Source organism: Nocardia sp. CA-120079 (genome assembly GCF_050955745.1).
Taxonomy (GTDB): domain Bacteria; phylum Actinomycetota; class Actinomycetes; order Mycobacteriales; family Mycobacteriaceae; genus Nocardia.
The window spans coordinates 6697494-6719513 of sequence record NZ_CP192088.1; the positions used below are offsets into that span (position 1 = coordinate 6697494).

The 22020-nt window shown below is 66.3% G+C and carries 19 protein-coding genes and 1 rRNA gene; 5 read left to right on the plus strand and 15 right to left on the minus strand.

Going from position 1 to position 22020, the window contains the following annotated elements:
- Window positions 1-134 precede the first annotated feature (134 nt).
- The 7 genes from ACQPYR_RS30980 to ACQPYR_RS31010 form a co-directional block, all read right to left on the minus strand.
- A 16S ribosomal RNA gene (locus tag ACQPYR_RS30980) occupies window positions 135-1651 on the minus strand.
- 459 nt (window positions 1652-2110) lie between these two features.
- Entirely contained in the window at window positions 2111-2746 is a 636-nt protein-coding gene (hisH, locus tag ACQPYR_RS30985; protein ID WP_433598544.1) for an imidazole glycerol phosphate synthase subunit HisH, read from the minus strand.
- Window positions 2743-3357, minus strand: a complete 615-nt coding sequence (gene hisB / locus ACQPYR_RS30990) for an imidazoleglycerol-phosphate dehydratase HisB (protein WP_040688866.1) — start codon at window positions 3355-3357, stop codon at window positions 2743-2745. Before hisB ends, hisH begins: the two co-directional genes overlap by 4 nt.
- Before the next feature lie 23 nt (window positions 3358-3380).
- Window positions 3381-4538, minus strand: a complete 1158-nt coding sequence (locus ACQPYR_RS30995; protein ID WP_433622429.1) for a histidinol-phosphate transaminase — start codon at window positions 4536-4538, stop codon at window positions 3381-3383.
- Entirely contained in the window at window positions 4535-5872 is a 1338-nt protein-coding gene (gene hisD / locus ACQPYR_RS31000) for a histidinol dehydrogenase (protein ID WP_433622430.1), read from the minus strand. Before hisD ends, ACQPYR_RS30995 begins: the two co-directional genes overlap by 4 nt.
- A gap of 179 nt (window positions 5873-6051) precedes the next feature.
- Window positions 6052-6339: a putative quinol monooxygenase gene (locus ACQPYR_RS31005; protein WP_433622431.1), complete on the minus strand. Its 288-nt coding sequence runs from the start codon at window positions 6337-6339 to the stop codon at window positions 6052-6054.
- 17 nt (window positions 6340-6356) lie between these two features.
- Window positions 6357-7397 carry an aldo/keto reductase gene (locus ACQPYR_RS31010; RefSeq protein WP_433622432.1) on the minus strand — a complete coding sequence of 347 codons (1041 nt, stop codon included), beginning with the start codon at window positions 7395-7397 and terminating at the stop codon, window positions 6357-6359.
- A gap of 142 nt (window positions 7398-7539) precedes the next feature.
- Here ACQPYR_RS31010 and ACQPYR_RS31015 point away from each other — a divergent pair, with 142 nt between their 5' ends.
- Entirely contained in the window at window positions 7540-8397 is an 858-nt protein-coding gene (locus ACQPYR_RS31015; protein ID WP_433622433.1) for a helix-turn-helix transcriptional regulator, read from the plus strand.
- A 22-nt stretch (window positions 8398-8419) separates the two neighbouring features.
- Here the strand turns inward: ACQPYR_RS31015 and ACQPYR_RS31020 are convergent, their stop codons facing one another.
- The 5 genes from ACQPYR_RS31020 to ACQPYR_RS31040 form a co-directional block, all read right to left on the minus strand.
- Window positions 8420-10072 (minus strand): protein kinase domain-containing protein, encoded by a 1653-nt coding sequence (locus ACQPYR_RS31020; RefSeq protein ID WP_433622434.1) that lies wholly within the window; start codon window positions 10070-10072, stop codon window positions 8420-8422.
- A 114-nt stretch (window positions 10073-10186) separates the two neighbouring features.
- Window positions 10187-11929, minus strand: coding sequence for a penicillin-binding transpeptidase domain-containing protein (locus tag ACQPYR_RS31025; protein ID WP_433622435.1), 1743 nt, complete (start codon window positions 11927-11929; stop codon window positions 10187-10189).
- Window positions 11930-11984: 55 nt separating this feature from the next.
- Window positions 11985-12842, minus strand: coding sequence for an arylamine N-acetyltransferase family protein (locus ACQPYR_RS31030; RefSeq protein ID WP_433622436.1), 858 nt, complete (start codon window positions 12840-12842; stop codon window positions 11985-11987).
- Window positions 12843-12902: 60 nt separating this feature from the next.
- Window positions 12903-13898, minus strand: a complete 996-nt coding sequence (locus ACQPYR_RS31035; protein WP_433622437.1) for an alpha/beta hydrolase family protein — start codon at window positions 13896-13898, stop codon at window positions 12903-12905.
- A gap of 20 nt (window positions 13899-13918) precedes the next feature.
- Window positions 13919-15130 (minus strand): MFS transporter, encoded by a 1212-nt coding sequence (locus ACQPYR_RS31040; protein WP_433622438.1) that lies wholly within the window; start codon window positions 15128-15130, stop codon window positions 13919-13921.
- A 106-nt stretch (window positions 15131-15236) separates the two neighbouring features.
- Here ACQPYR_RS31040 and ACQPYR_RS31045 point away from each other — a divergent pair, with 106 nt between their 5' ends.
- From ACQPYR_RS31045 to ACQPYR_RS31055, 3 genes are all read left to right on the plus strand, one after another.
- A complete protein-coding gene (locus ACQPYR_RS31045; protein WP_433622439.1) occupies window positions 15237-15572 on the plus strand; it encodes an ArsR/SmtB family transcription factor in 336 nt (111 codons plus the stop codon).
- Between the two features lie 111 nt (window positions 15573-15683).
- On the plus strand, window positions 15684-16178 hold the full coding sequence (locus ACQPYR_RS31050) for a tellurite resistance TerB family protein (RefSeq protein ID WP_433622440.1): 495 nt from the start codon (window positions 15684-15686) through the stop codon (window positions 16176-16178).
- A 16-nt stretch (window positions 16179-16194) separates the two neighbouring features.
- Window positions 16195-17373, plus strand: a complete 1179-nt coding sequence (locus ACQPYR_RS31055; protein ID WP_433622441.1) for a winged helix DNA-binding domain-containing protein — start codon at window positions 16195-16197, stop codon at window positions 17371-17373.
- Window positions 17374-17376: 3 nt separating this feature from the next.
- Here ACQPYR_RS31055 and nadC read toward each other — a convergent pair whose 3' ends face one another.
- From nadC to nadA, 3 genes are all read right to left on the minus strand, one after another.
- A complete protein-coding gene (gene nadC / locus ACQPYR_RS31060) occupies window positions 17377-18237 on the minus strand; it encodes a carboxylating nicotinate-nucleotide diphosphorylase (protein WP_433622442.1) in 861 nt (286 codons plus the stop codon).
- A 42-nt stretch (window positions 18238-18279) separates the two neighbouring features.
- On the minus strand, window positions 18280-19983 hold the full coding sequence (locus tag ACQPYR_RS31065; protein WP_433622443.1) for an L-aspartate oxidase: 1704 nt from the start codon (window positions 19981-19983) through the stop codon (window positions 18280-18282).
- 114 nt (window positions 19984-20097) lie between these two features.
- Entirely contained in the window at window positions 20098-21141 is a 1044-nt protein-coding gene (gene nadA, locus ACQPYR_RS31070) for a quinolinate synthase NadA (protein ID WP_433622444.1), read from the minus strand.
- 92 nt (window positions 21142-21233) lie between these two features.
- Here nadA and ACQPYR_RS31075 point away from each other — a divergent pair, with 92 nt between their 5' ends.
- Complete coding sequence (locus ACQPYR_RS31075; protein WP_433622445.1) at window positions 21234-21992, plus strand: NUDIX hydrolase; 759 nt, start codon at window positions 21234-21236, stop codon at window positions 21990-21992.
- Window positions 21993-22020 lie beyond the last annotated feature (28 nt).

Below are 22020 nucleotides of genomic sequence, written 5' to 3' on the forward strand. Positions count from 1 at the left end.
GGCTCCGATCCCATGCGATGAACTTGCCAGCGTTCCACCCATGAGCATCCGCAGTTCTACATGCGAGAACTACACGGTCTCTGACGCGATCGAGGACGACTATTCGAACCGACCAGCGTAGAAGTGCTCCTTAGAAAGGAGGTGATCCAGCCGCACCTTCCGGTACGGCTACCTTGTTACGACTTCGTCCCAATCGCCAATCCCACCTTCGACGGCTCCCTCCACAAGGGTTAGGCCACCGGCTTCGGGTGTTACCGACTTTCATGACGTGACGGGCGGTGTGTACAAGGCCCGGGAACGTATTCACCGCAGCGTTGCTGATCTGCGATTACTAGCGACTCCAACTTCACGGGGTCGAGTTGCAGACCCCGATCCGAACTGAGACCGGCTTTAAGGGATTCGCTCCACCTCACGGTATCGCAGCCCTCTGTACCGGCCATTGTAGCATGTGTGAAGCCCTGGACATAAGGGGCATGATGACTTGACGTCGTCCCCACCTTCCTCCGAGTTGACCCCGGCAGTCTCTCACGAGTCCCCGCCATAACGCGCTGGCAACATAAGATAAGGGTTGCGCTCGTTGCGGGACTTAACCCAACATCTCACGACACGAGCTGACGACAGCCATGCACCACCTGTACACCAACCACAAGGGGGCACCTATCTCTAGGCGTTTCTGGTGTATGTCAAACCCAGGTAAGGTTCTTCGCGTTGCATCGAATTAATCCACATGCTCCGCCGCTTGTGCGGGCCCCCGTCAATTCCTTTGAGTTTTAGCCTTGCGGCCGTACTCCCCAGGCGGGGTACTTAATGCGTTAGCTACGGCACGGATCCCGTGGAAGGAAACCCACACCTAGTACCCACCGTTTACGGCGTGGACTACCAGGGTATCTAATCCTGTTCGCTACCCACGCTTTCGCTTCTCAGCGTCAGTTACTTCCCAGAGACCCGCCTTCGCCACCGGTGTTCCTCCTGATATCTGCGCATTTCACCGCTACACCAGGAATTCCAGTCTCCCCTGAAGTACTCTAGTCCGCCCGTATCGACCGCAAGCCCACCGTTGAGCGGTAGGTTTTCACGATCGACGCGACGAACCGCCTACAAGCTCTTTACGCCCAGTAATTCCGGACAACGCTCGCACCCTACGTATTACCGCGGCTGCTGGCACGTAGTTGGCCGGTGCTTCTTCTACAGGTACCGTCACTCACGCTTCGTCCCTGTCGAAAGAGGTTTACAACCCGAAGGCCGTCATCCCTCACGCGGCGTCGCTGCATCAGGCTTCCGCCCATTGTGCAATATTCCCCACTGCTGCCTCCCGTAGGAGTCTGGGCCGTGTCTCAGTCCCAGTGTGGCCGGTCACCCTCTCAGGTCGGCTACCCGTCGTCGCCTTGGTAGGCCATTACCCCACCAACAAGCTGATAGGCCGCGGGCCCATCTCGCACCGATAAATCTTTCCACCACAAGACATGCATCCTGAGGTCATATCCGGTATTAGACCCAGTTTCCCAGGCTTATCCCGAAGTACGAGGCAGATCACCCACGTGTTACTCACCCGTTCGCCGCTCGTGTACCCCGAAGGGCCTTACCGCTCGACTTGCATGTGTTAAGCACGCCGCCAGCGTTCGTCCTGAGCCAGGATCAAACTCTCCGTTGAAGACTCACGAAACACCCCGAAGAGTGAATCAGAAATATCTAACTAGAGTCCGAAAACCTAGCAAAATCAAACGCCAGCAAAAGTATTTGCTGACTAAAATGTCCAACCTCACCACACGGGGGTATGAGAGGCCGGAACCAAAAAATATTTGGCACTGACATTCATCGACACACTATTGAGTTCTCAAAGAACACACGCACACACATTCACTCCGGCATTGATTCGGAACTTCAGTGAGGCAACTTGATGAAGCTTAGCTCAGCCGACTCCCGACACAAAATCAGGAACCTTCCGAACCAGTGTGATCGCCAGGCGCTCCTCGTCCTACCTCGTTTCCCAGGCCACTGTGCTCAACGTTTCCGCTGCGCTTTGGGCTCCGGGTCGGTGTCCGTGTCGCTCTGACTCGAATAAAGTTACTTATCGGCGTGCACGATGTCAAATCGCCTGGCCAGCGGGTGTTTACAGCGAGTTCACCCAATTGCGGAGCAACTGCGCGCCCGCATCGCCGGACTTTTCGGGATGAAACTGCGTCGCCGACAGCGGACCGTTCTCGACGGCCGCCAGGAATGGGACGCCGTGTTCGGACCAGGTGAGCTTCGGCGCGGCGAAGTGTTCGCTCGGCGGCAGGTCCCAGGTCTGCGCAGCATAGGAGTGCACGAAATAGAAACGGGTATCGCTTGCCATTCCGGCGAACAGGACGCTGTCGGTAGGAGCCGACACGGTGTTCCAGCCCATGTGCGGGAGCACAGGTGCGGACAGGCGCTCGACCACGCCCGGCCATTCCGCGCACCCGTCGGTTTCCACACCGAATTCCACCCCGCGCTCGAACAGGATCTGCATGCCGACGCAGATACCGAGCACCGGGCGACCACCGGCCAGCCGCTGACCGATGATGCGCTCCCCTTTCACCTCGCGCAGTCCGGCCATGCACGCGGCGAACGCACCGACCCCGGGTACGACGAGGCCATCGGCGGCCAGCGCGATATCGGCATCGGCGGTCACCTCGACGTTCGCGCCCGCGCGGATCAGCGCGCGGTGCGCGGAGTGCAGATTGCCGGAGCCGTAGTCGAGCAGCGCGACGGATTTCGTTGTCACAGCGTCCCCTTCGTCGACGGCACACCGCTCACCCGCGGATCCAGTTCGACGGCGGCGCGCAAAGCCCGCGCGACCGCCTTGAATTCGGCCTCGGTGATGTGATGCTGGTCGCGGCCATACAGCACGCGCACGTGCAGTGCGATGCGGGCGTTCAGCGCGATCGACTCGAAAACATGCCGATTGAGCACTGTCGAATACGGGGCTCCGGGGCCGGAACCGGGAATCACCGCGTGCAGCAGGTGATCGGGTTCGCCGGTGTGGACGCAGTACGGGCGGCCTGAGACGTCTACCGCCGCGTGCGCCATGGTCTCGTCCATCGGAATGAACGCATCGCCGAAGCGACGGATGCCGGACTTGTCGCCCAGTGCCTTACCCAGCGCCTGGCCGAAGACGATGGCGGTGTCCTCGACGGTGTGGTGCGCCTCGATCTCGATATCGCCCTCGGCGCGCACCGTCAGATCGAAGCTGGCGTGTGCGCCGAGCGCGGTCAGCATGTGGTCGTAGAACGGGACACCGGTGGAGATGTCGGTCTTGCCGGTGCCGTCGAGGTCCAGTTCGACGACGATATTCGATTCCTTGGTGACGCGCTCCACCCGCGCGGTGCGATTCATCTTTGCTTCCTCCACAGGCGGATTCATCGGATGGTGAGATCGGTGTCGGCCAATGTGCCACTGGCGCGCAGGAATTCGTCGTTCTCGGCGGCGAGACCGATGGTGGCGCGCAGATATCCCGGAATTCCGACGTCGCGGATCAGCACGCCGCGGTCCAAATAGTGCTGCCAGGCGCGGGGGGCGTCGGTGAAGCGACCGAAGAGCAGGAAGTTGGCGTCGCTGGGGATCACCTCGAAACCCATGGCGGCCAGCGCTTCCGCGACCCGGTCCCGCTGTGCCGCCAGTTCGGCGACGCTGGCGAGGGTTTCGTCGGCGTGGCGCAGGGCCGCGCGGGCGGCGGCCTGGGTGACCACCGACAGGTGATACGGCAGTCGCACCAGCAGCATCGCATCGATCACCGCCGGGGCGGCCACCAGGTAGCCGAGGCGGCCGCCCGCGAAGGCGAAGGCCTTGCTCATGGTGCGGCTGACCACGAGTTTCGTCGGATACCGGTCGATCAGGGCGATCGCGCTCGGCTCGGCGGAGAATTCGCCGTATGCCTCGTCGACGACCACGATGCCCGATGCGGCGGCCAGGATCCGGGCCAGGTCGGCCTGCGGGATGCTGTGTCCGGTCGGGTTGTTGGGGCTGGTCACGAAGACCACATCGGGTCGGCGCTCGGCGATGACGGTGAGCGCGTAGTCGATATCGAGGGAAAAGTCGGCATTGCGCTTGGCCTCGACCCACTCGGTATCGATGCCCTCGGAAATGATCGGGTGCATCGAGTACGACGGCACGAAACCCATTGCGCTGCGGCCGGGCCCGCCGAAGGCCTGCAGCAGTTGCTGCAGGATTTCGTTGGAGCCGTTGGCCGCCCAGACATTGGCGGTGTGCACCGCGGTGCCGGTCTGGCGAGTCAGATATTCGGCCAGGTCGGTGCGCAGGGCGACGGCGTCGCGGTCCGGATAGCGGTGCAGGTCGGTGGCGGCGGCGCGAATGGATTCGGCGACGTCGTCGATGAGGGCCCGGCTCGGCGGGTGCGGGTTCTCATTGGTGTTCAGCTGTACCGGCACCGTCAATTGTGGTGCGCCGTAAGGTTTTTTGCCGCGCAGATTCTCGCGCAGCGGCAGGTCGTCCAGGCTGATATCGGAGCCGGGCACGGTGTCTGTGTTCGTTCCCGCCCCGCCACCCACCGGCGTCATGCCAGTGCCTCGAATCGCGCTTGTACCGCCTGGCCGTGTGCGGGCAGATCCTCGGCATTGGCCAGGGCGACCACGTGACCGGCGACATCTTTGAGTGCGGTCTCGGTGTATTCGACGACGTGGATTCCGCGCAGGAAGGTCTGCACGCTCAGGCCCGAGGAGTGCCGCGCGCAACCCGCCGTCGGGAGTACGTGGTTGGAGCCCGCGCAATAGTCACCCAGGCTGACCGGGGCATACGCACCGACGAAGATCGCGCCGGCGCTGCGCACTCGGGCCGCGACACCCGGCGCATCGGCGGTCTGGATCTCCAAGTGTTCGGCGGCGTAGGCATTCACCACCCGCAGCCCCTGCTCGATATCGTCGACGAGCACGGTGCCGGATTGCTTGCCGGACAATGCCTCTCGCACCCGATGCGCGTGCTTGACCACTGTCATCTGGGTGGTGAGCGCGGCGTCCACCGCATCGGCGAGTTCGACGCTGTCGGTCACGAGCACGCTGGCGGCGAGCACATCGTGTTCGGCCTGGCTGATCAGATCGGCGGCGACGTGGACCGGATCGGCGGCGGCATCGGCCAGAATCGCGATCTCGGTGGGGCCCGCCTCGGCATCGATGCCGACCAGGCCGCGGCACAGACGCTTGGCGGCGGTCACGAAGATATTGCCGGGACCGGTGATCAGGTCGACCGGCTCGAGCTGCGCTCCATCGGTATCGATACCGCCGTAAGACAGCAACGCGATGGCCTGCGCACCGCCGACGGCCCACACTTCCTCGACCCCGAGCAGTTTCGCGGCCGCCAGAATGGTCGGGTGCGGCAGCCCGCCGTGCTGCGCCTGCGGCGGCGAGGCCACCACCAGCGAGTCGACACCGGCCGCCTGCGCGGGCACCACATTCATCACGACGCTCGACGGGTAGACGGCATTGCCGCCCGGCACGTAGAGCCCCACCCGCTCGACCGGAACCCACCGCTCGGTGACCGTGCCGCCGGGCACGACCTCGGTGGTGGTATCGGTGCGTCGCTGATCGGCGTGCACCTTGCGGGTCCGTTCGATCGCGACCTCGAGTGCACTGCGCACGGCCGGATCCAACTTCTCCAATGCGGCTTCCAACTCGGCCGCGGGCACCCGCACGCTCGCCGGAATCACGCCGTCGAACTGCTCGCTGAACTCCAGCGCCGCGGCGACCCCGCGATCCCGGATGGCCTCCACCACCGGTCGCACCTGATGCAGCACCGAGTCCACGTCGACTCCCCCGCGCGGCAGCGCGGTGCGCAGCTCGGCAGCGGAGGGAGTACGGCCGCGCAGATCAACGCGGGCGAGCTCGATGCGGGATGTCATGAGGTCTGCGATCCTGTCTGTCCTGATCCTTGGACGCCGTGCCCGAGGCCGAGCGGTCGGTATCCTCCGCTCCGCTCCAGCTACCAGCCTATCGGTCCGATGCCACCCGTTATCCGGTGCGGTCGCCGGATGTGGCGCGGACTGCCCCGGTCCGATAGTGGACCGGGGCGCGACGGGTGTCAGGCCGAGACGAGGCGCTTGATGATCATCGGTTCGGCGAGGATCTGGTCGAGTACATCGCGCACATGGAAGAAATGTGGCGTCGTGAAATGTTTGTCGAGGGCTTCGGGGGTGGTCCACTCCTCGACGAGCACCATGTGGGACGGATCGTTGGGGTCGGTGTAGGGGTGATAGGTCAGGCAGCCGGGCTCGGCGAGGGATGGTTCGATCATTGCCTCGAGTGCCGTGCGTAGGCGGTCCTCGCGGCCCGAGTTGGCGCGGAATTCGGCGACGACGTGCAGTGTCATGGTGGTTCCTCCGAAAATTACGCGCGGGCGGGGCCGGTGCCCGCGCCGGTCGTGGTGATGGCGGTCTCGATTGCGGCGAGGTCGTCGGGGCTGAGCGCGAGGTCACGCGCGCCGAGCCAGCCGTCGATCTGCGTGGCGTTACGTGCACCGACGATCGCGCCGGTGATGCCGGGCCATGCGGTCGCCCAGGCCAGGGCGACCTCGGCGACGGTCACGCCGTGGCGGGCCGCGATCGGGCGCATGGCTTCGACCAGGGCGAGCTTGGCGGACAGGCCGGTGGTGAAGTCCGGATGCGAACCGCGCCAGTCCTCGGCGGGCAGATTGCGCAGGCGTTCTTCGGTGAATGTGCCGGTGAGCAGGCCCGATTGCAGTGGTGAGTAAACGATCACGCCGGTGCCGTTCTCGTGTGCCCAGGCGATATCGGCCGCGGCCGAGCGGTTGATCGCCGAGAACGGCGGCTGGATCGCATCGACATGGGCGATGGACTCGGCGATCGCCAGCTCGGCCGCGCCGTGGTTGGACAAGCCGATCGCGCGGACCTTGCCTTCCTTCTTCAGATCGGCCATGACCTGCCAGTACTCCTCGAGCGGAGTCGCCTGGTCGTTGGCCTCGCCCTCGGCGCCGTAGACGAAGACCGCGCCGGTATCCGGCCAGTGCACCAGGTAGAGGTCGATCTGCTCGGCGCGCAGCCGACGCAGCGAATCCTCGACTTCCCTGCGCACCACGTCGGGCCGCATGATCCGGCGCGGCGGGCCGGAACGGTCATCGCCGTCGTCCCAAATCAGGCCGGTTTTGGTGAAGAGATAGGGTCGCTCGGCTTCCGGAATGTCGGCGAGCGCGCGGCCGACCACTTCCTCGGCGTGGCCGAGGCCGTAGGCGGCTGCGGTATCGATCCAGTTGATTCCGGCGTGCACCGCGTGCCGAATGGCGGTGATCGATTCGGCGTCATCGGTGGCGCCCCATGAGTACTGCCAACCAGATCCGCCGAAGATCCAGGTGCCGAAGCCGAGCGGGGTGATGTCCATGCCGGTGTCGCCGAGGGGGCGGGTGTTGCTCATTGTTTCCGTCTCCGTTCACTGCCGGAACCGTTCCGGCGGTGATCACTACTTTCGGCGCGGACAACGGCGGTAAACAGCGCCGCGTGAGCCTGGGCACGGCATGACCAGGATGCGCCCGGCAACCGGCTGGATACTGGATGACGTGAGTCTGGATCGACGTGCCGAACTCGGCGAATTCCTGCGTTCCCGGCGAGCGCGGCTGAGCCCGGAGGAGGTCGGCCTGCCCGATTACGGCAGCCGGCGCCGGGTGCCCGGTCTGCGCCGCGAGGAGCTGGCCATGGTGGCCGGGGTCAGTGTCGATCACTATGTGCGTCTGGAACAGGGCCGCACCCTGCACTTCTCCGAGTCGGTGCTGGATGCCGTCGCGCAGGCGCTGCGGCTGAATCCGGTGGAACGCGAGCATCTGTATCGACTCGCGCGGCCGTGGTCCGGCGAGGAGCCGCCGGCCGAACAGGAAGTCCGTCCCGGATTGCGCAGGCTGCTCGACGCGGCCGCCGACGTCCCCGCCTACATCGTGGGTCGCGGCACCAATGTGCTCGCCTGGAATTCCCTTGCCGCCGCGCTCATTACCGATTTCGGTGCACTACCGCCCCGCGAGCGCAATCTGGCCCGACTGGTCTTCCTCGATGAGGGGATGCGGGAACTGTACGAGGATTGGACGGCCAAGGCCGCCGATGTCGTCGCGTATCTGCGCCTGGATATGGCGCGCCATCCCGGCGACGCCGCAATCGTTTCGCTCATCGAGGAATTGAGCACGAACTCCGCCGACTTCGCCGCCATGTGGCAGCGTCACGAGCTCAAGGACAAGACGCACGGGCGCTACATTTATCTGCACCCGGTGGTCGGCCGGCTAGATCTGGGCTTCGAAACCCTGCGCCTGCCCGACGATCCGGATCAGGCGCTGATCATGCACACCACCGAAGCGGATTCGCCGAGCGCCACCGCCCTTGCGCTGCTGGCGAATTGGGCGCAGACCTCGGTGCGGTCCGTTGCCCGATAGCGCACCGCACCCGCCGCCGTGACTAGCGCGCGTCGCCGCTGCGGGTGTCGCTGTCAATGAGTGGGGCGCCGCTGCCGGGGTTGATCAACCGCAGCGTCACCGACCTGTTCTGGCCCGCATAGGTCACGCTGGCCACATTGATTTCCACCGAACCGTCTGGGTTGGTACCTGTACCACTACCGGCCGCATCAACAGTGTTGAAGCCCGTGACCCGATTCTGCGTCCAGTAATCCTGGAAGGCCGACTGACTGCCGTAGACCCGCTGGGCAGCGGGAGTCAACTGTTTCCATGCAGACGCGAAACTCATATAGGTGAGGTTGTTGTAGAAGTCCACCACTTGATCGATGGATTGCCGCGAGTCGGCCGTGCCGACGCTCTTCGTTTGCCCCGGCGCGCCCGCGGCAGCCGTGGAAGTGGTCCCCTTGGACACCGACGACGAAGGCGGACTCGCTTGCACCGACGGCGTATTGGTGCCCGACTGATTCAGCGCACCGATCAGGATGGCCACGACGGCCACCACCGCACCGATGGTCGCACCGACCAGTACGGCCTTGCGCTTGCCACCGGACTTGCGCTGCGCCGGACGCGGCTGCGTCGCCGTCCGCGGATGTGCGGCGGTCGTCGGATGCGATGCACTGGAGTTGGCGGGACGGACGGAATTTCGCGGCGGCGGCGCCGGACGTGGCTGCCGTGTGGTCGGCTGGTGCTCCGGCGTCGGATTGGCCGGTGGCCGCAGGGTACGGGTTGCGGATTCGCCGCGCCGGCCGAAAGCCTCACTGGCCGGTACGAATCCGGCGGTCACCGGTCCGGAATCGGCGAGCGCGGAAAGATGTTCGCGGGCCGCACGCATGGTCGGCCGCTCGGCGGGATCCGGGCTGAGCAGATCGAGCAGGAAGTCGGTTGCGGGGCCGGCGTGCCGAGGTTCGCTCACCTGGCCGTTCGCCGCGGCGTAGAGCACGGCGAGCGGGTTGGCGCTGGCACCGTACGGCGGTTCGCCCTCGAGAGCGTGGAAAAGCGTTGCACCCAAGGCGAATACGTCGGCGGCCGGGGTCGGGTCGGCGCCGCGCGCGACCTCCGGCGCGAGATAGGCGGCGGTACCGCAGATCAGACCGGTCTCGGTGAGGGTGACGTCACCGGTGGCGCGGGAGATGCCGAAGTCGGTGATCTTCACCGTGCCGGTGTCGTCGAGCAGGATATTGCCCGGTTTGACATCGCGGTGCACGATCCCGGCGTGATGTGCGGCGATGAGCGCCGAGGCGACCTGTTCGCCGATCCGCGCGACCTGGGTCAGCGGCAGCATCCCCTGCGCGGAGATCACTCCCGCCAGACTCTTCGACTTCAGGTACTCCATCACCAGGCACGGGTCGCCGTTGTGCTCGGTGATATCGAAGACGACGATCGCATTCGGATGCTGGAAGCGCGCCGCATTGCGGGCCTCGCGGATCGCGCGCTGTCGCACCACGTCGCGCTCGGCTTCGGGCAGGCTGGGCTTGATGTGGATCTGCTTCACCGCGACCGAGCGCTGCAGGCGTTCGTCGATGGCACGCCAAACTACACCCGTGCCGCCGCTACCAATCCGCTCGACCAGGCGGTAGTGCTCCGCGATCAATTGACCGGTATCGATGGCGCCTACTCCGAACCTTCTCGAAATCGTGACATCACGCGTATTGACCATCAACGCGTTCCGCCGACGAGTGTAGCGGGGCGCAATCCTCGGCACGCGTCTGCGGGGTATGTTCGCCGCCCACACGCGCCGAACGCTGATGTCGTGCTGATTCGGCAGTGACGCTCAATGTCTTGCACGCAGCATACGGCCTGCGGCTTCCACGGCCGGACCCGAGCTGTTGGCATCGCTGACGAATACGGCGAAGGCCAGGTCGCCGTCGATGCCGACGAACCAGCCGTGGGCGTGCTTGTCATCGATGTACTCGGCGGTGCCGGTCTTGCCGATCAGCCCCGGAATATCGCGCAGTGCGGTGGCGGTGCCGCCGGTTATGGTTTCGCGCATCATGGTTTTCAGCTGCTCGTCGGTGGTCGGCGGCAGCGGCGCCGGAGTGTGGTCGGCCACGCCGGGCTGCCCGTCGACGACCATCGGCAGCGGCATCGATCCGCGCGCGATGGATGCGGCGACCAGCGCCATACCGAACGGTGACGCCGTCACCTTGCCCTGGCCGATACCGGATTCGACGCGCAGCGCCGGGGTGTCCGCGGTCGGCACCTTGCCGGTGACGGTGGTCAGACCGGGTGTGACGAAGTCGATGCCGAGGCCGAGTTGTGCCGCGGCATCGGTGAGGCCGTTCGGTGCGAGATTCACCGCGAGTTGGCCCATGGTGGTGTTGCAGGACTGGGCGAAGGCGGTGTGCAGCGCGACATTGCCGAGGTCGAAGTTGTTGTCGTTGGGGATGCGGCGGCCTTCGATATTCGCGGTGGCCGGGCACGGCAGCACGGTGTCGGGTGTCACCGCGCCGGATTGCAGCGCGGCCGAGACCGTGACGGTCTTGAAGGTCGAACCCGGCGGATACAGGCCGGTGAGCGCGATCGGTCCCTGAGCGTCGGCGGCCGCGTTCTGCGCGACGGCGAGCACCTTTCCGGTGGACGGTTGCATTGCGACGATCGCGGCGGGCTGCGTGATCGGCGTCAATGCGCTCTCCGCGTAGCGCAGCAGATCGGTGTCGAGTGTGGTCACGATATCCGCGGTGGGTTTCGGATCCTGACCGGCGACGCGTTCGGTGCCATCGGCGGTCTGCGCCCGCACCGCCCAGCCTGCCGCCGCGTCGGCCGAGTTCTGCCACAGGTCGGCGAGGCCGGACAGCACCGGTGACGCGAGGGATTTGTCGGTGGCGAGCAGGCGGGTCTGCGGCGCGAGGGTGACGCCCGGGACTGCGGCCAGCGCCGTCTGGATCGGGGCGATATCGGCGTCGCGCAGGGTGACCGCCGTGATCGACTTGCCCTGGGCCGCAGCCAGATCCGATTGCAGCGACTGCGCGGTGATGTCGGCGGCGACGGGGGCGAGCACCGCGGCGAGCGCGGCGGTATCGGCACCGGGGGCGACGTTCACCAGGGTGACCACCTGCTCGGTCATCAACTCACCCCCCGATGACTCCAGAATGCGCGCGGGCTTCGGATAGGCGGTGGCGTAGCTCAGCGGTCCTGAGGCGAGACCGGGTGCGATGGCATTGGGATCCCATTTGATCTTCCAGCCGTCGCCGGAATCGCCTGCGGAACCGTTGGTGGTGTAGCTCCACTCGTTCTTGCCGAACTTCCAGGTGGCGGCGAGGGTGAAGGAGTTCTTGTCCGCAGTGCGGACCTCGTATTTCACATCTTTGCCGAGCCCGTCGTAGAGCTTGCCCAGCACATCCGATGCCGTGGTCGGGTCGTCGGTGAGCGCGGCGGCCGCGGCGACGTCGTCGCGGCTGAGCGCATCGGCGAACTGCTCGGCGACGGTATCGGGCTGGGCCCGCCCTGAGTTGCAACCACTCAGGGCCAGCGCGGAGGCTGCGAACAGAACGAGAAGATTCCGGTAAGCACGCACCTGGCCGACTCTAGTGCCGCAGGGCAGCGAGCCCGGGTAACCGCACGGAGCGGATTCAGGCGAGCCAGGGCCCCTGGGCGAGGGCGGTGGCGTCGGGTTCGGACAGGTCGATGTCGAAGACCTCGGTGAGGATCTTCGGAAGTTCGGCGAGTTCGAGTTCGCGGGTTTCGCTGGAGCCGTTCGGATATTCGGTGATGAGGGTGAGGTTGTCCAGCACGTGGTGGACCTCCGGAAGGAAGCGTTGCACGAACGGCCGGGCGGTGAACGGTGAGCGCGGCGAGGTGGAGACAAAGTGGTTGCCGACCGCGAAATCGATGCGGTACTGCGGATTCAGCGTGAAGGTGTAGCGGTCGATCCAGCCGTCGCGGCCGAATTGGTGCAGCACCCACAGATCGCTGTCGAGTTCGCCGGTGGTGTGTTCGAGCCGGAAGCGCCAGTCGCCGAGGCTGAATTCACCGCCCTCGGCCAGTTCATAGGGCGCGAGGGGTCCGGAGCCGAAGCCGACATCGCAGATCCAGACGCGATCGTCATCGCCGGTGGTGACGCGCAGCAGGGCGTGGGTGGCCGGGCGCAGACCCTCGGAAACGCCCATGGTGACCCGGCCGCTGAGACCGGTCACCCCGAAGCCGAGCCGTTCCAGCGCGGCGGCGAACAGGCCGACGTTCTCGTAGCAGTAGCCGCCGCGCCGGTGCCGGATCATCTTGTCCTGCAAGGATTCCAAATCCAGCGGCACGGGGCGGCCGAGAATGGACTCCAGGTTCTCGAACGGGATCGTGGTGGTGTGCGCGTGGACGATGGCGCGCAGGGTGGCCAGCGTCGGGGTGCGGTCGCCGGTGTAACCGATGCGCGCCAGGTACGCGTCGAGGTCCAATTCCGCGCCGCTCCAGTGGTAGGCGGGGTCATTCGGCTTCATTGCACCTCTCCTTGTATCCGGTCCTGCCCGAATGAACCACAACGCACCGACCGGTGTTCCCTATGCGGCGCATTTGGCGTTCGGCGGGGCCGGGGGCGCGGTCACGATGCCGCGGGCGACGTCGACCAGATAGTCGCGGTCGGGTCCGTCGACGGGTTCGGTGCCGAGCAGCAGGCGCTCGACCACGCAGCCGCCCTCGAAGTAGGCGGGTCCGACGCTGTGATCGCCCGGGACGACGGCGCCGTTCAGGTCGCGGCCGGTGACGATGGTGTACATCGAGGCGGGTTTGCCCGCGGCGAGCAGTCCGGCTCGCATTTCCACGGTCGCCGGGTACGGCACCACATCGTCACCGGTGCCGTGGATGAGGAAGGCGCGTTTCATGCTCATCCGGGCAGCGAGGAGAACGGGCGAACGTTCGGCATAGACCTGCGGGCAGACCGTCGGGGCGCAGCCGCCCGCATCGCGTTCGATCTGGCCGGGCAGTGCGGGATCGACGCCCGCCGACGCTAGCCACATGGTGAAATCGTCCGCGGGGCCGTAATTATCGACCCAATAGTCGAAGAGTCCCTGCGGACCGTGCGCCACCGCGAGTCCGCTCATGGTGCCGCCCTGACTCCAGCCCCACAGCACGGTGCGGCCGATCGTCGGATGCTCGTCCTTGTACCACTGGGTGGCGGTGACGATATCGCGCCAACCCGCCCACAGATTCCAGTCGCCGGTCCGCCAGACACTGGTCGCGCTGCGGGCGTCCATGGACAGAATGGGGGTCGCGGTGCGGCGGGCGATCGAGGTCAGATATTCGGCGTAGTCGGCGGAGGTGCCGTCGTGGCCATGGACCGCGACGACCAGATCACGCGGCGCCGGGTCGCCTGCCGTGCAGCGATGCGGTTCGTATACCCGACCGGTGGCGTCCTCGCCGTCCACTGTCAGGGTCACCGGTCGCACGTCCACCTGGACCGCGCATTCCGGTTCGGCCGAGACGGGCGGTGCGACAAGGCTTGTCGTCGACACCGCGACGAACAGCGCACAGCCGAGCGTCAGCAGTAGGTGTCTCATGCCGAAATGATGACATGCGGCTATCGCTGTCCGGTCGCGGTGCTGGGGCGAATCGCGACGAATACCGCGCCGAGCACCGCGGCGGCGCCGACGATGCCGGCGAAGGTGGTCGCGCCCGCGGGCAAACCGATTGCGTCACTGAGAAATCCGGCTGACAGCGGAAGTACCGCGGCGGGCAGGTATCCGCCGACGTTCTGAGCGGCATTGGCCTCGGCGAGCCGATCGGCGGGCACGCTCGCGCTGATGGCCGTGAGACCGCCGAACTGGCCCATACCCTGGCCGACGCCCGCGAGGATCGCGGCGGCGGCGAAGAACGCGATCGATGACAGCCGCAGCGCCGCGACCAGGGTGATCATGCTGAGCAGGGTGGCCGCCGTACCGCCGAGCAGGATCGTGCGCAGACGCAGTCGCCGCACCGCGAATTGGATGCCGGTGGCGCCGAGGAACATGACAAAGGCAAGGCCGCCCGCAAGCACGCGGTTGGTCGCGCCCAAGAGGTTCGACAGCAGCGAGGGGCCGAGCGAGAGCACGAATGATGTCGCGGTGATACCCGGCGCGAACACCGCGATGCCGAGCAGCACCGCCGTGCGTCCGCCCGGTGCGACCGCGGGGATGCGGATCCATGGGCCACGTCCGCGAGCGCCTTTGGGCAGGTCGAGCCGCGCGACGACCACGAAAGCCGTAGCAAGCAAGACGATTTCGACGACAAATATCGTGACGGTCGGGCCGGGAACGAACTGTGACAGCAGACCCGCCAGCAACGGACCGAAGCCCGCGCCGAGCACCATGGCCGATGAGGCCGCAAGTGCGGCAAGCCGTTTGCGCGCCGGGCCGCCGATATCGGTTACCGCCGCCATCCCCGCCGAGACGGCCGCGCCGACCGCTGTTCCGGTGAGCAGGCGCGCGATCGCCAGCATCGCGACCGAATTCGCGGTGGCGAACAGGACGCAGGCGAGCATCGCGAGGAGCACCGCGGGCAGCAGCACGGGCTTGCGGCCGATGCGGTCCGAGACAACACCCGCGACCAGCAGCGCACCGAGCAATCCGACGATGTAGCAGGCGAATACAGCGGTCAACGTGCCTGAGGAGAAGCCGAGCCGCTGCTGCCACAAGACATACAGCGGGGTCGGGGCATTCGAGAGCACGAAGACCGCGAGCACAGGCCAAGCCGCCAGCCACACTGCGCCGTCGTGCCGCACCTCGGTTTCCGGTTTCGCTGTGAGTGTCGCCATCCCAACCTCCTGGTTCGAAAATTCTCGTACTGGTACGACGGGAATCGAACTTAACATCTAGTACGATAGAAGTCGAACTAGGAATTCGCGATTCGCAGGAGAGCCGATGCCATCGACCGACACCGTCGCGACCACGCTGCCCGAGCCGACGCGTGCCGAACTGCGGCTCGAGGATGTACTCGGCGTACTCAGCGATCCGCTGCGGCTGAGCATGGTGCAGAAACTGCTGCTCGAATCCCCTGAGGCCGATCGCTCATGCGGCTGGTTCGATATCGATCGGCCGAAATCGACGCTGACGCACCATTTCCGGGTGCTGCGCGAGGCCGGTGTCACCCGGCAGCGGCAGTACGGACTCGAGCGCCGCAGCAGGGTGCGGATCGAGGATCTCGACGCCCGTTTTCCGGGGTTGCTCGATCTGGTGCGCGCCTGGCAGCCGGCGTAATTCGGCGGTGTTTCGGAGGCAGGCGTGTCCCGGCGGGTTCTGCTACCGTGCGCTCTGTCGATCCAGAGTTCGGGCCCGTCTGTCGTCCGAACTTCGTTCCGGGGAGTTTCCATGGCCTTCTTGAACCGTCTCATCAGCAATGCGACCAATATCGGTCGCCTGATGGATCTGATGGACAAGGCCCCCCAGTGGCGAGCGCAGTTGCTGGCCAAGAAGAACGAGCTGCGCGGCGGTTCGTTCCGGGATGCGAGCATGGGCATGTGCGCACTCGTCGCGGCGGCCGACGGCACCATCGATCCGGCCGAGCGCATGCGGGTGGCCGGACTCATCGGCTCCGATCCGGTGCTGCAGAACTTCCCGACCGATGAATTGCGCGATCTGTTCGAGGACAACTGCAACCGGCTGGTCGCCGATCCGGCATTCGGGCGGGCGCATGTGCTGCAGCAGATCGGCAAGGCGGCGGGGAAGCCGACCGAGGCGCATGCGGTCGTCCAGATCGGCATCATGATCGGCAATGCGGACGGAAATTTCGATCAGAACGAGATCGCCGCGGTACGGGAGGCATGCCAGACGCTGGGAGTGGATCCGCAGCAGTTCGGCATCTGACCGCTAGTATTCGCATATGCGTTCGATCGATGCGGCAGAACGGCGGGCCCGGCTGGCACGGCGGCATCGGCTGACACCAGCGTGTCGCACCGATGACGTTGCCGACATTGTCCGATCCCTCGTCGTCCTGCATGCGACGGATCCAGCGACGGTGTACCTGTCGGTGGGCGCGCGCAGTCTCACCGCTGAGCCCGCACATGTCGAGAAGGCGCTGTACGACGATCGGACGCTGCTACGCCTGCTGGCGATGCGGCGCACGATGTTCATCGCACCGGTCGAGTTGCTGCCGGTATTGCAGGCGTCGTGCGCGGATGCGTTGGCGGAGAAGCAACGTCGCACCTACGGCAGGTTCATCGAGCAGGCCGGTGTGGTCGACGGGGATGTGCGCACGTGGCTGGCCGATGTCGAAGACGAAACGCACAAGGCGCTCTTGGCGCGCGGAGCGGCGACCGGCGCACAGCTGAGCAAGGACGTGCCCCGGCTGCGCACACAGGTGAATCCCGCTCCGGACAAGGCATATTCGCGCCCCACCAGCATTACCACCTGGGTGCTCGTGATCCTGGGTGTCGAGGGGCGCATCGTGCGCGGTCGGCCGAACGGCAGTTGGACGAGCAGCCAATACACCTGGGCGCCGATAGAAACCTGGCTGCCGCAAGGTGTTGCGACCATGCCCGCCGATGCGGCACGCGCCGAACTCGTCCGGCAGTGGCTCTACGCCTTCGGACCCGCGCCCATCACCGATATCAAGTGGTGGACCGGCTGGACACTCGCGGAGGTTCGCAAGGCCCTCGCCGAACTCGATGTGGTGGAGGTCGATCTCGACGGCACCACCGGTCTGCTACTCGCCGACGACCAAGACCCGACCCCCGAGTCCGAACCCTGGGCTGCCCTGCTCCCCGCACTCGACCCGACCCCCATGGGCTGGCAGTCTCGCGATTGGTACCTCGGGCCCCATGCCTCAAATCTCTTCGACCGCAACGGAAACGTCGGTCCCACCATCTGGTGCAACGGGCGCATAGTCGGCGGCTGGGCCCAGCGCAAAGACGGCGAAATCGTTTACCGCCTACTCGAAGACATCGGCTCCGAAGCGGAATCTCTCATCGAAGCCGAAGCCGCCCGCATCACCACCTGGTACGGCGAGGTTCGCGCCATCCCCCGCTTCCGCACGCCGTTGGAACGCGAACTCACCGCCTGACGGTTACATGTCCAGGCCGAGGTCGAGGACGCGCACCGAGTGGGTCAGTGCGCCGACGGCCAGGTAGTCGACGCCGGTGCGGGCGTAGTCGGCAGCGTCGGCGAGGGTCAGGCCGCCGGAGGATTCGAGTTTGGTGGTGGGGGCCTGGGCGTCGCGGCGTTGGACGGCGGCTTGGGTTTGCCAGAGGGGGAAGTTGTCGAGCAGGACCAGTTCGACGTTTTCGGCCAGGACGGCGTCCAGTTGTTCGAGGCTGTCCACTTCGACCTCGCAGGCGATATCGGGGGCGAGCTCGCGCACCGCGCGCAGGGCGGCGACCACCGAACCTGCGGCTACCACGTGATTGTCCTTGATCAGGGCGGCATCGCCGAGGCCCATGCGGTGGTTGACGCCACCGCCGACGCGGACCGCGTATTTCTGCAGGGCACGCAGGCCGGGCAGGGTTTTGCGGCTGTCGCGGATGCGGCAGTCGGTGCCCGCGACCTCGTCGACCCAGGCGGCGGTGGCGGTCGCGATGCCGGACAGGTGGCAGACCAGGTTGAGCATGGTGCGTTCGGCGGTGAGCAGGCCGCGGGTCGGCGCGACCAGCCCGAGCACTGACCGGCCCGGCTCGACCCGGGTGCCGTCGGCGACCCGATCGGTGATTTCGTAATTGCCCGCGCCGATCACCTCGTCGAGCACGAGCAGCCCGATATCGAGCCCGGCCACCGTGCCCGGTTGGCGCGAAACCACCGATGCCTTCACCGCCGCATCGGCGGGAACCGTTGCCGCCGTGGTGATATCGGGGCCGTAGCGCAGATCCTCATCCAGTGCGGTGCGAATCAGGGCCAGCACCTCGTCACGATCCAGGCCGGTATCCAGTCCCATCAGTGCACTCCTAGTCCTACTTGTTCTCGTGCATTGCCGCGGTCATGAGGCGCTGGGGATGGCGTCCTGAGTCCAGGTGGTGAGGTCCAGGCCGTCGGGGGCGGGGACGGGGTGACCTTCTGGGCCCAGACGCACTGCGCGACTGCGGCGTTGGTGATCGTCGGGGGTCGGGTGATCGGAGCGAGTGTGGGAGCCGCGGCTTTCGGTGCGGGCTGCCGCGGAGAGCAGGAGCACCTGGGCGGTGAGGGTCAGGGCAGCGTCCTCGAACGCGGTGATGCGCTGTGCCGCACCGGTATTCATCGCACCGCTGCTGTTCAGTGCGGAGAGCTCGATCGGCGCACCCGTCAATCGCTGTTTGGCAGTGGTCAACTCGGCACGCAAGCGACTTGCCGCACTGTGCGACATCGCATCTCGCAACCGCACGGCCGCCTCCGCCAGTCCGGCGGCATCGCGAACCACGGAGGCATGCAATGTCATCGACTGCTGCACCAAGGCTCGGGCCGCACGCGGGATGGTGTGGAAGGACACGTCGGTCACATGCGCTTCCTCGCCGAGGCGTTCAGCAGCGGCCACCCCGGCCCGCTCACCGACCACCAGTCCCTCGAGCAGACTGTTCGAGGCCAGCCGGTTGGCACCGTGCAGCCCCGTACGCGCCACCTCGCCCGCGGCATACAGACCGGGAACCGCAGTCCGGCCGTGGGTGTCGGTCACCACCCCGCCGCATTGGTAGTGCGCGGCGGGTGCGACCGGAATGAGCTCGGTATGCGGGTCGATCCCGGCGGCCAGGCAGGATGCGGTGATCGTCGGGAACCGTTGCGGGAAGCTTTCGATCGCTCGGGCGTCGAGGTAGACGTGATCGGCGCCGAGGGCGCGCATCCGTGCGGCGATCGCACGTGACACCACATCGCGCGGTGCCAGATCACCACGCGGGTGCACACCCGCGGTCACCGAATTCCCTTCGGAATCGACCAGTGTCGCGCCCTCGCCGCGGACCGCCTCGCTGATCAACGGCCGTCTGCCGAGTCCGCCGGGGGTGTACAGCACCGTCGGATGGAACTGCACGAATTCGAGATCGGCCACCGTGGCGCCGGCCCAGAGCGCCAGCGCGATGCCGTCGGCGGTCGCACCCGGCGGATTCGTGCTCAGCGCGTAGAGCTGACCGAGCCCGCCGGTGGCCAGCAGCACCGCCGGTGCGTGCACGACCCCGAATCCGTTCTCCGACACCGCGATCACACCCTGCACACCGGTGCGCCCGGTGACGACTTCGAGTGCCGCGGCACCGAACAGGACCGGCAGCCCGGCCGCGTTCAACGCGCGCTGTACCTCGGCGCCGGTGGCGTCGCCTCCGGCATGAATGATCCGCCGCGTGCTGTGACCGCCCTCGCGGGTGCGTGAGATCTGGCCGTCCCGAGCGAGATCGAAGACCGCACCCAAATCGGTCAGTGCGGCGACGGCGGCCTGACCACCCTCGACGATCGAACGCACCGCCGCCTCGTCACACAGTCCGGCACCGGCCTCGACCGTGTCGCGCACATGCGATTCCACCGAATCCTCATGCGGCGCAACAACGGCGATACCGCCTTGGGCGTACTGGGTTGCGGTATCCGTCGGGCCGCCCTTGCTGAGGATGAGCACCCGCAGTCCGCGCAGCGATGCCGTCCGTGCCGCGGTCAATCCGGCGACGCCCCCGCCGATCACGACCAGATCGGCGGCGGCCTCCCAGTCGACTCGCGGCGCGGCGCTCATGCGCCTCGCCCCTTCTCGACCTGGTCGGCAGCGATATCGCTACCGACCGCCCCGGCGATCATTCCGCACCGCCACTCCGGACGAGCGCTCGCGTCGCGCTCCGTTCGCGGCCGTTCATTCGCCACCGCCCGGGTTACCGATTTCGATCATGCGCTGCACCGAATTACGGGCCAGCGCGGCGGTTTCCAGGTCGACGTGCACCTCGTCGGTGTTCTCCACGAGCGAGCGCAGCAGCGCCGCCGGGGTGATCATCTTCATGTACTTGCAGGACGCACGATCGTTCACGGCCTGGAAGTCGATGTCGGGGGCGGCCTTGCGCAGCTGGTGCAGCATGCCGACCTCGGTGGCCACCAAGACCTGATTCGACTTCGCGGCCTTGGCGGCGTCGATCATCCCGCCGGTCGACAGAATGTGCACCCGGTCGGCCGGGAAGGAGCCCTCGCCCGCGAGGTACAACGCCGAAGTGGCACAACCGCATTCGGGGTGCACGAACAGTTCGGCATCCGGGTGGGTGCGAGCCTGTTCGGTCAGCTCGTCGCCGTTGATCCCGGCGTGTACGTGGCATTCGCCCGCCCAGATGTGCATGTTCTCGCGGCCGGTGACCCGCTTGACGTGCGCACCGAGGAACTGATCCGGCAGGAACAGCACCTCGCGGTCGGGATCGATGGAGGCGACCACGTCGACGGCATTCGAGGAGGTGCAGCAGATATCGGTGAGCGCTTTCACCGCGGCGGTGGTGTTCACGTACGAGACGACCACCGCATTGGGGAACTCGGCCTTCCAGGCCCGCAATTCGTCGGCGGTGATGGAATCGGCCAGGGAACAGCCGGCCCGCTGGTCCGGAATGAGCACGGTCTTCTCGGGGCTGAGGATCTTGGCCGTCTCGGCCATGAAGTGCACACCGCAGAACACGATGGTGTCCTCGGGGGCCTCGGCCGCGATACGGGACAGCGCCAGCGAGTCACCGACATGGTCGGCCACGTCCTGGATCTCGGGCAACTGGTAGTTGTGCGCGAGAATCGTCGCGTTGCGCTCCCTGGCGAGGCGCTTGACCTCGGCCGCCCACTCCGGTGTGGCCTCGACACCGGAGAATCCGGTCGGACCGTCGACTACCTGTCCCATCAGCGGGGGCGCCAGCTTCACACCCATCGTCGCCATGATGGCTCCTCTCCTCGTGCGCTCGGCCCTTGTGCCTTTTCACATGCCAGCCGATTCGCACCAAACCAGGTTTTCGACTTATAATCGAAAACGTGGCCCATAGTAGCACCATCCACGAAACGCTCACCGCGGTGTTCCAGGTTCGGCGCTTCTCCGAGGACATCACCGCAGGTAGCGGCCCTGCGCGCATGACAGATGAGCTGATTCGACCGTGTCCGCCCGGTCAGCGGACCGAACTCGCGGTGCTGCTGTGGGAGCGGGCACTCGACCCGCAGAAGGGCACCTGGTCGCTACCCGGCGGGCGGCTGCGCGACGACGAAGACCTCAATGTCTCGGCCCGTCGCCAGCTCGCCGAGAAGGTCGATGTGCGCGAGCTGGCGCATCTGGAGCAGCTTTCGGTATTCAGTAGTCCGGACCGCGTGCCCGCACCGCGGCGAATCGCCTCGGCCTATCTGGGTTTGGTGCCGCTGACCGCGGACCCGCAACTGCCCTCGGACACCACGTGGCATCCGGTTTCCCAGTTGCCGCGCATGTCGTTCGATCACGGCACAGTCGTCGAGCACGCGCGCACCCGGCTCGCCGCGAAGCTCTCCTACACCAATATCGCCTTCGCGCTGGCACCCGAGCGGTTCACCATGTCCACGCTGCGCGAAATCTACTGCGCCGCACTCGGTTACGATGTCGACACGACGAATCTGCAGCGAGTTCTCACCCGCCGCAAGGTGATCACGCCGACCGGCGCGACCGCATCCCCCGGCCGGGCGGGTGGGCGCCCCGCGGCGGTGTATCGGTTCACCGACTCCGAAATCCGAGTCACCGACGAATTCGCCGCACTGCGCCCACCCACCTGACCTCCCGCGATCGCCTGCCCCACGATCG